This is a genomic window from Arthrobacter sp. StoSoilB22 (genome assembly GCF_019977315.1).
Classification (GTDB): domain Bacteria; phylum Actinomycetota; class Actinomycetes; order Actinomycetales; family Micrococcaceae; genus Arthrobacter.
The window spans coordinates 2,072,011-2,085,086 of record NZ_AP024652.1 but is presented as its reverse complement, the minus strand read 5'-3'; the positions used below and the strand labels follow the sequence as shown (position 1 = coordinate 2,085,086).

The window sequence follows — 13,076 nt, the reverse complement described above, 5'->3', positions numbered from 1 at the left end:
CCGCGGCCCTAAATTTAGTGCAACCGATCTCAGCAACCGATCTCAGTTCTATTTCTGAAAATGCAACCGATCTCAAAGGAGAGATTCGATGAACCAATCGGATTCTCCCCACCGTCGAAGTCCCGCATTTAGCACGCGTCGCTTGAGCACGGCATGCTCCCACATCAGCACACCCATTCACAGGAGAAACTCATGATCAAAAAGCGATGGGGCTTGGCGCTCGTAACAGCCGTTGTGGCCGGCCTTGCCCTCAGTGGCTGTTCACCGTCAGCTTCGGAACCCAAAGGTCCCGTGACTCTGAACTACTGGGACTTCCTCGATCCCAGCCAGGCTAATCCGCGTTCAAAGGCACTGAAGGAAAACATTGCCAAGTTTGAGGCGGCCAACCCGGACATCAAGATCAACCTCTCCGTCGTTTCGTTGGGCGACATGTTGAACAGACTGCCTCAGGCAGCGGCAGCAGGTCAGGCCCCTGATGTCTTCAAGATGTTCACTCCCGTCGTTCCGCAGATGGCATCTGCCGGCGTCTACTCCCCTCTGCCTGAAGCCGCCTCGAAGGTAACTGATTGGCTTCGTCCCACCGACACTCTTGCGGGGCCCGACGGCAAGCCGGTTGCCGTGCCGTACGAATACCGAACCTGTGCCCTGTACTACAACCAAAAGATCCTTAGCCAGATCGGCGCGACCGTCCCGACCACATACAACGAGGTTGTTGAAGTTGCCAAGAAGGCTGCTGCCGCTGGCTTTACCGGATTCGGGACGGGCTTTTCGGACACAGATAACTCGGCCATCATCAGTACCTTCTTTAACTGCTTCATGTCCCAGGTGGATCAGGAAATCTGGAACAAGGATGGTCAAGCTGATTTCGCGACAGCCAAAGGCAACGAGTTCGGTGACTTCCTGGCCAAGCTCAGGGACGCAAAGGCTCTTGGTAGCAACGTCGTTTCTGACACGTACGGCACGGTAGCTGACGGCATGGCGAGCGGCACTGTCGCGATGGCGGTCCTGGGCACAGAACGAGCGGTTTCCTTCGGCTCGCAGAACAAGGACCTCAAGTGGACGGCCCTGCCGATGGCGAGTACCGGCGACACGACAGGGACAACCATTGGATGGACCTTGGGCATCGGAAACGGCAGTAAAAACACCGAAGCTGCCTGGAAGTTTATCGAGTACATGACCGGGCCGGAAGCCGGTGCGCTGATGGCAACCGGCGGTGAGGTACCCACCCGTGCCGCCACCTACCAGCAACCGTTCTTCTCCACTCCAGAGGCCAAGACCGTCAACGACATCGCGGCCTACGTCAAGACCAACAGTGAACCACGCACGTATTCCAACACATGGACCGCGCTTGCCACTGGCCTCTCCCAAGCCGGGCAGAAGCTGACTCTCAACGGCTCATCAGGCAGCGACTTTATTCGTTCCGCCCAGGACGCGGCCAACAAGAAGTAGCCGCCCGAAATAGGGGGAGTCTGGGAAATCAGGCTCCCCCTGGAAGGGACAGATAATGTCAACCGAAAGCCCCACCCGCAGCCCACGCAATACCGCAACGTCTCCCTTGGGCGCCCCAAGTTTTCGCCGGGTCCGTCGGGATCGAATGGTATGGCTCTACGTCCTGCCAGTCAGCGCCGTCTTCCTCTTTGTGTTCGTGGGGCCGCTCATCTACACAGCGTGGACGGCCCTACACGAGACGTCGTATTACCAGATTGGCAAATTCTCGGGACTGAATTCCTTTGTCCGATTGTTCTCAGACTCCGATCTGCCAAGCCGCATCTGGACAACCTTGGTTTTCTCGCTCGGAGCCTTGGTTATCGCACTCCCGGCGGGGCTGCTTTCTGCCATCGTGCTCAACAACCTCCACCGCTTCAAGCGTTCGGTCCGGAGCCTCTTCCTCCTGCCTTGGTTGATGTCACAGGCCACTGCAGGAACAATCTGGCTCTGGTTCCTCAACCCCAACTATGGTCCGGCATCAGCGATCACCAAGTCCCTCGGGTTCGGTCCCACTGACGTGTTCTCATCTCCCACCAGTGCGTTGGTTGCAGTAACTCTCATGACAGCCTGGTGGTCCTATCCGCAAGCCATGCTCCTCTTCCTGGGCGCCCTTCAAACGATTCCGGAGGAGCTCCGGGAAAGCCTCAAAATGGACGGCGGCGGCATCTGGCACCAGTTCGTGAACATCACGCTGCCCTACTTGCGCAACACCATCGTCTCCGTCGTGATCGTCCTTCTCATGCTCTATGTGCAGATGGTCACCATCATCCTCGTCACCACACGAGGAGGCCCCATCGGGTCTACAGAAACCTTGTCCATGCGGGTCTACAACCAGATGTTCGACAAGTTTGACCTCTCGGGAGCCTCAGCAACGGCAATCCTGCTATTCGCCGTCAATATCGCCCTGACCCTCGTCGCCATTCGCTTCCGACGGAAGGAAAGCTTGTGAGCATCACAACTCCGCGCCGCCAACGACGCCTGGCCAGTTTCATTAAGGCCGTTCCGGCTTGGGCGTACATCATCCTCTCCGCAGCGGTGGTACTCCCCCCGGTCGCATGGATTGTGTCCACGTCACTCAAGACCGGTTCAGGCACACTGGAATTCCCGCCAAGATGGATACCGGCCCCATTCTCATCCGAGGGATATGTCGGCCTTCTGACCTCGACCAACATCCGCTTTTTCGCAAACTCCCTCATTTATGCTGGCGGCTCGATCGTTCTTGCTCTGGCCATTTGCATCCCTGCAGCGTATGTAGCCACAAGGTATCGGAGCCGCCGCATGGAAACTCTGATGACTGGGATTCTGGTCCTGTCCATGGTCCCGGCGATCGTGGTCTTTATCGCGCTGTACTCCATGTTCGTCAAAACCGCCTTGATCAACACCTACCCCATGATGATCATCGTCTACACGGCAATCATTTGCGGACAAACCATCCTGTTTCTACGAAATTTCATTGAGAACATACCCGTCGAAATAGAGGAAGCGGCGGCCATCGATGGCTGCTCCCGCATGCAGATCTTGTGGCGGATCATTCTCCCGCTCATCCGCCCCGGTATCGCCGCCGTGGCCATCTTCATCTTCGTCTTCGTCTGGAATGACTTCCTTGTCGGCACTGTACTGGCCACCACAGAAGACATGAAAACAGTCCAGAACGGCATAGTGCGATACATAACCACAGGCTTCGGGAGCTTCTGGGGACTCTTCGCCGCATTCATCGTCGTTGCCTTCATCCCTGTTCTCTCAATCTTCCTGGCATTCCAGCGCTGGTTTGTGGCCGGCATGACCTCCGGTGGTGTCAAGGGGTAACCCGGCGCACCAATCCGCCGCACTCTCCCGCAACATACAAAAAGCAGGCCCTGTGACCGTCACCGACGGCTCACGGGGCCTGCTTCTCTGCCAGCGAGCGACTTACGTGTCCTGGCTTGGGCGCCATTCTGGCGGCTGAATCAACTCAACGCGATTTCCGTCAGGATCGAGGAGGTAAACCAACCACCCGCCGGCAATGGGGCCCGAGGTCGGGGCAACGGGTTCGGATACCGCGCTGTAACCAAGCGCCGTCATCCTGGCGTAAACCTCTCGAACGTCAATGTCTGTAAAGGCCAGGTGAGCTGTGCCCGGTTGCGCCCGTGATGGATCGACTGCTGGCAATAGCGGCTCGGCATGTGCCAGTTCCAGCCTGAAGGATCCGTCGCCGGTAGCGAGAAGCATGGCTCTGACGGTCACGTCAGGACGGCCGTAAAGTTCTCCGATATATGGTCCCGACGTCCAGGCATCCAAACGGGCCAGTCCGAGGCCATCCACGTAGAATCGCTCGCTCTGCTCCATATCCGTGACGTGCAGGGCAGTGTGGTGATGTCGCATTAAGTGTCTCCTTCGTAGGTCAGGGACCCGTCTCTGTCGGGTGTTTCAGGTTCCTATTCCCAGATGTGCCCCGCCGGCCACGTCCAAGGACACCCCCGTGATGTAGCGGTTGTCGGGATCTGAAAGGAACAGGATGGCCCGGGCTACTTCATCGGGTTCAGCGAACCGGCGCATCGGCAGCTGCGCTGCCCTCTTCGCTCGGTTGGCTGCAGCGTCCGGACCGGAATCCCGGGCAAATTGTGCCCACATGGGTGTGTTCACCGGTCCTGGTGCGATCGCGTTTACAGAGATTCCATTGGGTCCGAGCAGTTCGGCAAAGGACCACATGATGTGGAGGACGGCGAGCTTGCTCGCGTTGTAGGGCAGGTAGTTGAGGCGTGATTCTTTGGCCGCAACTGAGGACAGGACCACGATGGAGCCGGCCGTGCCGGTCTCAAGCATGGATTTTGCGGTCTCCCGGACCATGGTGAAGGTCGCGGTGGCGTTGATCCTCAGGATGGAGTCGAACTCTTCGGTGGTTGTTTCCATGATGTCCGGGGTGGGGCCGAGCACTCCTGCTGCATGGATGAGGACATCAACACGGCCGTGTTGGGCTTGGATGTCCTGGATGACCGTAGCGCATTGTTGTTCCGAGGTGATGTCGAGGGGGTAAAACGCCTCCAAGGACTGGTCCTCTTTGGGTGAACGATCGGCGCCGATGACCCTGGCTCCGGCGGCTATGAGTGCGGTGACCGCGGCGTCGCCGATTCCTCCGCTTGATCCGGTTACCAGGACCACTTGGTCTTTGAGGCTCATCGGTTCTCTCCGTTCCGGGTGCAGCTCGAGCGCAGTGCTCGTGCGGTCGGAGTGTGAGGTGCTGGTTTCATGTTCATTTTCCTTACTCGATAATGCTCGGTTCGGCGGGTCGACCTTCGATCGGTTCGATTGGTGCTTAGGGGGCTGGCACCTCCGGAGCGCCGGAGGCCGAGGCCGCCTGAACGGCGTCGGCGATTTCCGTGGCGCGGAGCGCCTGGGCAAACGTAACGGCAGGCGCGTCACCCCTGCAGAACCTCACGGCTGCTGCTGCCTGGCGCAGGAAGAGGTCCGAGGGCTCGAAGTTTTTCTCCTGTTGTCCGCCGTCACGGTTCCACACGTGAAGGGAATCGTTTGACCACAACATACGGCCGCCAGTGGCCAGAACATCCACGGTGAGGCTCCAATCTCCCTGGTTGAGCCCTTGGGGTTCCTGCCAGGGAGACCAGTAAGTCTGCAGAGTGAACACCACGCCAGACGGGAATTCGAGCGTGGAAAGGACGTGTTCCGGTACCGGAGACCCGTACAGGCTGCTGCTGACGCTTGTGGCAAGGACTTTTGGGTCACCCTCGAACCACGAAGAGACCAGTTCGATGGCATGAATGCCGTTTACCACCGCAACGCCGCCCTCACCCGGATCAGCGCGCCATGAGTCGATGGTCTCCTTGTGGGCGACCGATCGAACGTTGACAGCGATCACGTCGTTGTCTCGGATCCACTCGGAAAGGAGTTCGACGGCGGGGTGCTGATGGAGTGTATACCCCACCATGAGTCGTTCGTTCACTCCTGTGGCGGCGGACACGACGGCGGCACCTGCTGTATCTGCCGCCACGGGCTTTTCCGTCAGCACCCGGAATCCCCTGTTCAGCAAATCTGCACAGATTTCCGGTTGCAGAGTGGTGGGTAGCGCGACGACGACCAAGTCCAGTTGATCAGAATGAAGGTCCTGGATGCCGGGCACCACGCGCGCGCCCAGCTCGTCAGCCAATGAAACCGCCCGTTCGTCCTTCTCCACAAGGTGGGTGACGTTGGCGCCCACCTGGGCGAAAGCCCGGGCATGACGGGATCCTGCCCACCCGGCCGCGCCCACCACGGCGACGCGCGGGGGCCGTGTCGCCGTCGTCATGATGTCGGAGGCGCAAAGATCAGGCCCAGGGCCATAAGCGGTGCTCATGTAATCTCTCCTTTGAGTTGGTTCGGAAATTAGTGAATCGGTTGCTTGGAACGGCGGCACCAGACTGTGGTGTCTTCAAGCATGCGTGGTTTGTTGACCATGATGGCCCCTGCCACAAGCACCAGGAGCCAGACACCGAGCATGCCGAACGAGGGCAGCCAACCATCCCCGGGAGTGTGCAGGAGCGCGAAAAGGAACGGGCCGACGCTTGCGAGGGCATAGCCGGTTCCTTGGGAAAACGCAGACAGACTTCCTGAACCGGACTGCGTTCGTGTTCGCTTATTGATCATGATGAATGCAAAGGAATAGGCGCCCTGGCCCAGCCCGGCAATGACGACCCACAAGGCTGCCGAAGCTGGCGGCGCCATCATGATTCCGCCGTAGCCTAAGGCGAAAGCTACGACAAACAGGACGGCAACAGGTAGTGGCCGGGACATCCTCACAACAACCATGGGCACAATCAAAGCGACCGGCAGAGCAAGAATTGAATAGAGCGCCAGCATGGATCCGGCAGTTTCCTGGCTCAGTCCTCTGTCAACGAGGACAGCCGGGAGCCAAGTGAGCGCCGCAAAAGTATTGCTGGAACAACCAGCAAAAACCAATGCTGTGCCCCAGCCGATAGCTGATCGCCACGGTCTGACTCCATTCGCAGAAGGCAACTGCCTGCCCTCCGCTGCATAGTCCCCCGAGCGGGCAACGGCGGTCCTTCTGGCCACAAGAAGAATCAGCCACGGGACCGCAGCCAACGCGCTGAGGGCAGCCCAGATACCGATGGAGAAACGCCAGCCATAAAGAGCGTCCAAGGGAATGGCGAATTGGGCGGCCACTGCCGTGCTGACACCCAGGAGTGTGACGTGGATCGCTGCGAGAAGCCCGATTCTGTCTGGGAAGTACTTCGCCAGGAGAGGTGGAGCCACGACATTGACCAGACCAATCCCGAGCATGGCGACACAGGTGAACACCAGGAATGCCAGGACATTCCATCCCACTGCGCGGCCTAGCTGACCCAATGTAGTTAGCAGGATCGCAATCACCAGGAGGTGCTCCAGCTGGAGGCGCCGCAGGAGCGGAAGGGCAGCGAAGCCCACCACTGCGAAGCTGGCGGTCGGCAGCATTCCGAGAATTCCTGTGGTCAGGGCGTCAAAGGGAAGGTCCGTGCCAATTCGGCCCAAGAGCGGAGACGCCGCCGAAACCGCTTCGCGAGCGCTAAAAGCAACCAGCAGGATGCCGGCAAGGGCGGTGAAACGCCCACGAAGTGGCCGCTTCCCCGCTCCGAAGACATCCGATGCATCCCTACGAGCACGAAGGAGAGCGATGGTGACACCTCCTTACGTGAGTAAAGATTCAGCTTGCGTTGACTGCGTGGCTCGCCCATTCGCGCCCCGTTTGCTCCTCTGTGGGCAGGCCGGCCGCGGCGAGGATCTGGTCCAGCAGGCGCTGGGTGCGTACTGCTTCGCGGCCTGAAGTCAGCGGCTGGGCCCTGTCGGCCACCCGGTCAAGGAAATGGTGAACGGCGGCTGAGAATCCGAGGGTGTCTGTCGCAGTAGCCCAGCCATACGCTTCGGCGCTGAGTTCCCGTGAGGTAGTGACGCCGTTGATGGTGGTGGAAACTGTTTCGGGCGCCCTGACTTCGACGGTCTTCCCGTCACCGTAGGCGTCCAGTTTCTCGTTCCATGCTCCCGCTGTTCGGGCTGCCATCAGGACACCGGTGTTACCGGTGCTGAAGCGGATAGTCGCTGCGATTCCGTCTTCTTCCCAAGGATCTTCACCAGCAGCGTGGGCGGCCACGTGCTCAGGTTCGCCCCCGCAGTACCAGCGCAGGAGATCGACCATGTGGATGGCGTTCTCGAACGTTGCACGGTATTCGGATCCAGGGCGGTTCTTCTGAGCTACGCAGAAGGTGGCGCCTTTGTCGCCAAAAGCCTCCCGGCCGGCCGTGTAGACGGGTGCATAGCGCCGATTGAAGTCAACCATGAGTATCCGTCCCCGCTCGTCGGCGAGGTCTGCCAGATGTTCTGCCTCATCTGTCGCTGGGGCAAGCGGTTTCTCGCAGAACACGTCCACGTCGCGGTTGAGGCAAAGCTCGACGGCGTGGGCGTGCTCGGAGCGCGGGGTCAGCACGAACACTGCATCCAGTTCCTGCGCGGCCAGCATCTCCTCCACTGTCTTGTAGGCGGCGTTGAAGCCCCAGCGCCGCACCAGGCTGCTGGGATCTTCGCGCCGGGAGACCAAGGCGGCCAACTCGACGTCGTCCCGTTGGACGAGGGTGGGCAGTTGCGCGATGGTGGCGATGTTGCCGGCGCCGATAACTCCGACGCGGAGGCGGTTGGTGTTCATCAGGCGTTCCTTACTTGGGCCAAATCAGTGAGCATTGAGCGCAGGACCGCGGCGGATTCCCGAAATCCGTCCTCGGGGGTGGGGAGATCTTGCGGGTGCCAGCGGTATTCGAGTTCAATGCTCAGTACATCGTCGTAGCCGTGCTTCAGCAGTGCGGCGAGAATCGGGGACCACGGTACAACGCCGCTTCCGACCACACGTGACCGGACTGCACGCTCTGAGGCGTTGACCCTGGCCGTCTCCGAGGCTCGGAAGGTCGCCGTCGGGTCGGTGAAGACGAGGTCTTTGACGTGAACGTGGCCGATCAGGTCACCTTGGACGGCGAAGGCTTCTTCGTAGCTTTCGTCGTGCGTGAAGGTCAGGTTGGCCTGGTCGTAGAGCACGCGGACGGACGGCTGGGCAATTTCCCGGACGAGTGCCGCGGTGTCAGCTGCGGTCTGGGTCATCGTGCCGAAGTGGTTCTCTACGCAAAGGCGGACGCCAGCTTGATGGGCTTCGGGTGCGAGGGTCTCCAAGGCTTTGCGCAATTGCCCCCACCGCGCAGCGTGGTCGGTGTCTCCGGGGTGCCAGGAGCCGGCGTAGACGCGGACCCTGTCAGCCCCGAGGAGTTGTGCGGCATCTATGGCTCCACGGAATTCGTCGACAGCTTTGCGCCATTCGGCATCGTCCAGTGAGTTGATGGCGGTGGTGTACGGCGTTAGTCCCACGATGGGTATGCCTTCGCCTTCGGACGCTTTGAGTGCCTCCGTCGCGGAGTGCCGGTCCCCTAAGGGCAAGCCGGACTTGTAGTCGTCCTGGTAGATGACTTCGGCCGCATCGAGCCCTGCGGCCCGGAAGAGACTAAGTGCTTGGGGAACCGTGTGGTTCGGGGTGCCGAGTGTGTGACCCGCTAGCCGCATTGTTCTATGTCCTTTCTGAAGTGTTTGGAGGTGCTGTCCAGTCCGTGGGACCGACCAGCCGGGGAGGGGCCGGGACGCGGGATCGATCCACGATTTCCATCAGCAGGCCCCAAGGGGTTACGAAATAGGTCCAGCGGTTGCCGGCTACGCGCGGGCTATCGCCGGCAACTTCCTTGCGCTCACCGAGCACACGTACTCCAGGCGTCTCCTGCAGCACGGCAATGGCTTCATCGACGTCATCCACAACGAAGCACAGGTGGTGCCCTCCGGCGTCGCAATGCCTCGGTGGCGTCTCCCGCCGCTCAGCACTGCTCCACTCGAAAAGCTCGATATTGAGATTCGGTGGCAGCCGCAACATGGCGAGCGTGAGCTTGGCATCTGCCGGGACTTCAAAGTTCGTGGGCATGAACTCTTCGTCCGGCCCGCGTTCGGAGCGGTATAACTCTTCTGCTCCAAGAACGTCTACGAAGAAGCGAATGCCTTCTTCAAGGTTGGGAACCGTCAAACCGACGTGGTCCGTGTGCTGGAGCCCCGGCAGGCGCCGAAGCCTCTGCTCCTGCGCCCCGCTCATTTGCGGAGCTCCGAGGTGGAGCCGCGGACCAGAAGTTCGGGTTCGAGGACGATATGGTCCACGGAACCGTCAACATTTTGTTTTTCAGCCAGTTCGATGGCGATGTGTCCCATGTCTGCGATTGGCTGCCGCACAGTTGTCAGTGGTGGGTTGAAGCGGGCACCTAGGGCGAGCCCATCGAACCCGATGACCGACACGTCTTCCGGTACCCGAAGGCCACTTCGCCCGAGCGCCGAAATCACCGCGAAAGCCACCATGTCGTTGGCTGCAATGATCGCTGTGGGTGGATGGTCCATAGCCAGGAAATGCTCCGCACCGCGCGTGCCCGCATCGAGGTCTGACCCGCTGTCGAGCACCACAGGTGTGCTGCCGCTTTGGGCGGTGAGCTCCAGATAGGCGTCCATCCGGTCCTGGGCCGTGTGTGTCCCGGCGATACCGGATACGTATCCGATCGAGGTATGCCCCAGGGAATGCAGGTGATCCAACGCCAGCATGATTCCTTTGCGGCTGTCGACGGTAACCGTTGGAACGGAGTCGTCGCCTTCCACGCGGTCAATCACCACGACCCTGTGGCCGAAGGCAAATCGCTTCAGCGCCTCGGTATCGACCTTTGTGGAGGGGGCCACAATCCCGAACGGGGCGTACATCGCCTGCATGGCCGTGAAGTAACCGTCGGATTTGGCAGGGTCGCCGTTGGTGACGCAGAGCATGAGTTGGTAGCCGCGCTCGTCAGCTGCTTGTGTCATCGTCTTGGCAAGTTCCGCGAAGAACGGGTTCGTAATGTCAGGAACGATCAGAGGGATGATGTTGCTGGTCTTGCGACGAAGCGCCTGTGCCAGCGGACTCATGGTGTAGCCAAGTCCCTCGGCGACCCGAAGGATATGCTCGCGCGTTTCACTCTTCACTGCCTCAGGGCGTGAGAACGCCCGGGAGACCGTTGACCGGTGAACCCCGGCGGCTTTAGCGACGACGTCGATACTCAAGTCAGGCATGTTCCCTTCCTCCGTGCTGATCGTCATAGGCCTGCCAAATGGGGCGCATGACATCTTCGAGCTGGGCCAGCGTTGTCAGGCCCTGGAATCCATCTTCCAGCGTCCGGGCGACACTTCTGACAAAAGGATCGTAGAGTGGGTCGCTGTCGACATTAATCTTGTCGACTACCGTGGTGCCGTCCGTCGACGTGAAAGTAGCTGTGCCGTCGGAATCAACGGCGGCAAATCCCGCTTCGCCGACCGATGTGAAGCTGCAGTACCGCTTCAGCGGCGAGCCCGGGAATGCGTAGCCGACTTCCACGATGGTTTCGCGGCCCTCGGGCGTAGTGAGGATAAGGCTTGCGTGATCCTCAATATCCTGGCCGTGAAGAACCGATGAGAGCCGGGATTGCACCTGCAGCTCTGATTCGCCGGTGCCCCGTAGAAACAGGTCAACAAAATGAGGGGCCAGGTTGGCCAGGCAGCCTCCCCCAGCCTTGGAAGGATCGAGCATCCAGGGATTGGCATTGTGGAGGTACCGGGATGGCGGACCAGCAATGAACGAGGACCGTTGATAACTTGGCCGGCCTGCCTTGGCGAGCCATTGGTCCGTCGGGCCGCCACGCTGCACCAGGGGCACCGTGGCCGGTACGCCAGCTGCTTCGGCGGCCTGACGCACGGTGGCCAGCTCGCCAAGGGAGGTGCCCAATGGCTTTTCCACGACGAACGGAATTTTCCGCTCGATCAGGGCCATGCACTTTTCTGCCATTCCCTCGTGGGGACCAAACACATAGGCGAGTCCGACGTCGGGCAAATCCACCAGTTTCTGCCAGTCAGCTTCAACCGGCGCTCCCCAGCCGTCTGCCAGTTTCTGCACCTGCACACGGGAGACATCATCGTCGCCTACTGCGATCATGTCGTGTTCTTCGGCCATGGCCTGTGCGCAGAGTGGAACATGCCAATGGGATGCACCAAGAATAATTGTTCGTACTTTAGTCAACCGCAATACCCCCTTGTATGAGATCGGTTGCTGAGATCGGTTGCAATAACACTATGGATGGTGGGAGAGTTTGTCAACGAAACATCAATAGAGCCGGGTTTGGCTGGAGCAAAAGAGCCACCCGGCCAGAGAGAGGCCATCATGAATAAGAAACTTCGTACCCTGCAGACCATCGACGAGTCCGGTGCTGTCCTTATTGTGCGGCTTGAGAGCGCCGAGGTTGCCGAGAAGGTCGCGGAGGCTGCCATCGAGGGTGGCTTCCGGGCATTGGAGATCACCCTGTCGATTCCCGGGGCCGTCGAGGTGATCCGGCGCCTGGCCGCAAAGCATGGACCAAGCGGAGTGGCGGTTGGTGCGGGAACGGTTCTTGACGAGCACTCCGCGTACGAATGCATCCGCGCTGGCGCCGAGTTCCTCGTCAGCCCCCAGTTGAACCCTGCGATGATCCGGACCGCGAACCGCTATCAGGTGCCAACCATCAGCGGAGCCTTCACACCCACGGAATTCGTTGAGTCCGCCGAGGCAGGAGCTGACATCCTCAAGCTCTTCCCCACCGAGGCCGGCGGGGTGGCCTACGCAAAGGCAGTGCTCGCACCTCTGGCGCACCTGCCGATCATGCCTGCAGGTGGCGTCACACTGGAAAATGTTGGCGAGTGGTTCGCCGCAGGCGTGGCGGGCGTCGGCGTGGGCAGTTACGTTACCAAGGCATGGCAGCCTGACGGGGACTTCACCCGCGTCACCGAAGCAGCCCGAGCCTTCCTCGCAGCAGTAGCAGAGGCACGCGGATAATGTCTCCCCAGGTCTTCATCGTCATTGGACCAGCCGGCTCAGGGAAAACAACCATCGCGCAACAAACGGCTGAGAAGCATCAAGCGGCTTACCTGGACAAGGACCGGGTGAGCGGCCGCTTCGTCGAATTCGCACTGACCGCCACGGGGCATGACCCAACCGACCGCGAGTCAAACGACTACTATCGCGCCAATCTGCTGCCCCTTGAGTACGAGACCCTCATGGATGTGGCAGGAGTAAACCTGCGCCTCGGCCGCTCCGTAGTCCTCGATGCCCCCTTCGGGGCCTATTTTGACGATCCGGGCTACCTGACCCGTGCGGTAAATGACTTCCACTGGCCCTCTCCCGAGATCACCGTGATACGAGTCCGGGTGCCCCAAGACGTCCTGCGTTCGCGACTCATCAAGCGTGCTTTGGAGCGCGATAACTGGAAGCTCGCACACTGGGATGACTACTGGGCCACGTACGGCCGCCTCGAATGCACCTGGTCAGGTGTGGAGTTTCAGGACTTCGACAACGAGGCACCGCTTTCCCTCGATTGACGCAGCCTCGCGACGGGCCCTGAGTGGCGTTGGCATGGGACGAAACGTCGCTATTGTGCATTGACAAAGATCACATTCCATCCGTATTGTTGAATGCAACCGATCTCAGCAACCGATCTCATTCGGAGCCTGGAGGTTTGTGAAAGCTTTCT

At 60.2% G+C, this 13,076-nt stretch carries 14 protein-coding genes; 5 read left to right on the top strand and 9 right to left on the bottom strand.

The genetic code is table 11. The features are described from left to right. Positions 1–192: 192 nt before the first annotated feature. The 3 genes from LDN70_RS09785 (at position 193) to LDN70_RS09775 (ending at position 3,294) form a co-directional block, all read left to right on the top strand. Positions 193–1,449: an ABC transporter substrate-binding protein gene (locus LDN70_RS09785; protein WP_223942469.1), complete on the top strand. Its 1,257-nt coding sequence runs from the start codon at positions 193–195 to the stop codon at positions 1,447–1,449. 145 nt (positions 1,450–1,594) lie between these two features. Beyond that, positions 1,595–2,437 carry a carbohydrate ABC transporter permease gene (locus tag LDN70_RS09780; protein WP_223942468.1) on the top strand — a complete coding sequence of 281 codons (843 nt, stop codon included), beginning with the start codon at positions 1,595–1,597 and terminating at the stop codon, positions 2,435–2,437. Positions 2,438–2,778: 341 nt separating this feature from the next. Beyond that, positions 2,779–3,294 (top strand): carbohydrate ABC transporter permease, encoded by a 516-nt coding sequence (locus tag LDN70_RS09775; RefSeq protein WP_244296440.1) that lies wholly within the window; start codon positions 2,779–2,781, stop codon positions 3,292–3,294. Between the two features lie 102 nt (positions 3,295–3,396). Here the strand turns inward: LDN70_RS09775 and LDN70_RS09770 are convergent, their stop codons facing one another. From LDN70_RS09770 to LDN70_RS09730, 9 genes are all read right to left on the bottom strand, one after another. Further along, positions 3,397–3,849 carry a VOC family protein gene (locus LDN70_RS09770; protein ID WP_223942467.1) on the bottom strand — a complete coding sequence of 151 codons (453 nt, stop codon included), beginning with the start codon at positions 3,847–3,849 and terminating at the stop codon, positions 3,397–3,399. Positions 3,850–3,894: 45 nt separating this feature from the next. Further along, positions 3,895–4,644, bottom strand: coding sequence for an SDR family NAD(P)-dependent oxidoreductase (locus tag LDN70_RS09765; RefSeq protein WP_110504157.1), 750 nt, complete (start codon positions 4,642–4,644; stop codon positions 3,895–3,897). 136 nt (positions 4,645–4,780) lie between these two features. Next, positions 4,781–5,815, bottom strand: coding sequence for a Gfo/Idh/MocA family protein (locus tag LDN70_RS09760; RefSeq protein ID WP_223942466.1), 1,035 nt, complete (start codon positions 5,813–5,815; stop codon positions 4,781–4,783). Between the two features lie 29 nt (positions 5,816–5,844). Beyond that, positions 5,845–7,035, bottom strand: coding sequence for an MFS transporter (locus LDN70_RS09755; protein WP_223942625.1), 1,191 nt, complete (start codon positions 7,033–7,035; stop codon positions 5,845–5,847). A 124-nt stretch (positions 7,036–7,159) separates the two neighbouring features. Further along, positions 7,160–8,152, bottom strand: a complete 993-nt coding sequence (locus tag LDN70_RS09750; protein ID WP_223942465.1) for a Gfo/Idh/MocA family protein — start codon at positions 8,150–8,152, stop codon at positions 7,160–7,162. Further along, entirely contained in the window at positions 8,152–9,051 is a 900-nt protein-coding gene (locus LDN70_RS09745) for a sugar phosphate isomerase/epimerase family protein (protein WP_223942464.1), read from the bottom strand. The genes LDN70_RS09750 and LDN70_RS09745 overlap by 1 nt, the downstream gene beginning before the upstream one ends. A 4-nt stretch (positions 9,052–9,055) precedes the next feature. Beyond that, positions 9,056–9,622 (bottom strand): VOC family protein, encoded by a 567-nt coding sequence (locus tag LDN70_RS09740; protein ID WP_223942463.1) that lies wholly within the window; start codon positions 9,620–9,622, stop codon positions 9,056–9,058. Further along, on the bottom strand, positions 9,619–10,614 hold the full coding sequence (locus LDN70_RS09735; RefSeq protein WP_223942462.1) for a LacI family DNA-binding transcriptional regulator: 996 nt from the start codon (positions 10,612–10,614) through the stop codon (positions 9,619–9,621). Before LDN70_RS09735 ends, LDN70_RS09740 begins: the two co-directional genes overlap by 4 nt. After that, a complete protein-coding gene (locus LDN70_RS09730; protein WP_223942461.1) occupies positions 10,607–11,527 on the bottom strand; it encodes a Gfo/Idh/MocA family protein in 921 nt (306 codons plus the stop codon). Before LDN70_RS09730 ends, LDN70_RS09735 begins: the two co-directional genes overlap by 8 nt. Positions 11,528–11,734: 207 nt before the next feature. On the opposite strand from LDN70_RS09730, the gene LDN70_RS09725 reads away from it, so the two are divergent. Then, complete coding sequence (locus tag LDN70_RS09725; protein ID WP_018778619.1) at positions 11,735–12,382, top strand: bifunctional 4-hydroxy-2-oxoglutarate aldolase/2-dehydro-3-deoxy-phosphogluconate aldolase; 648 nt, start codon at positions 11,735–11,737, stop codon at positions 12,380–12,382. After that, entirely contained in the window at positions 12,382–12,924 is a 543-nt protein-coding gene (locus tag LDN70_RS09720) for a P-loop nucleotide/nucleoside kinase family protein (RefSeq protein WP_223942460.1), read from the top strand. Before LDN70_RS09725 ends, LDN70_RS09720 begins: the two co-directional genes overlap by 1 nt. The last annotated feature ends 152 nt before the right edge of the window (positions 12,925–13,076 follow it).